Raw genomic sequence first — 401 nt, 5'->3', positions numbered from 1 at the left:
AACCTGTAGCAAAAACCTCACATTCAGGATAATCAATTCTCAAATTGATAAGTTCCTGCAGATGATTTGGTAACCATTCATCGTCAGCATCTAAAAAAGCGATTAAGTCATAGTTTGCCTCTTCTATACCTCGATTTCTGGCAGCTGATACTCCAGCATTCTCTTGCTGAATAAGTCGTATCCGATTATCATTATATCTTTTCACCTCAAAAGTACTTTTATCAGTACTGCCATCATCCACAACAATAATTTCATACTCTTGAAATGTTTGCAACAAAACAGATTCAAGAGTCTTGGCAATATATTGTTCTTTGTTATAAAGAGGTATAACAACACTAAACACTTTGGATCCTTTGCTGTTGTTTTCCTAAGCGCCGATAAGCTAAAAAGATTCCTGTAAA

The 401-nt window shown here is 35.2% G+C and carries 1 protein-coding gene; it reads right to left on the bottom strand.

The features are described from left to right. Nucleotides 1–343, bottom strand: a 343-nt coding sequence (locus PGH07_RS11430) for a glycosyltransferase family 2 protein (protein ID WP_289414629.1), incomplete at its 3' end; no start/stop codon positions are given. Nucleotides 344–401 lie beyond the last annotated feature (58 nt).

The organism is Sulfurovum zhangzhouensis, assembly GCF_030347965.1.
GTDB lineage: Bacteria > Campylobacterota > Campylobacteria > Campylobacterales > Sulfurovaceae > Sulfurovum > Sulfurovum zhangzhouensis.
Note: the sequence above shows the minus strand (reverse complement) of the source record. Positions and strands in the feature narration are given on the sequence as shown.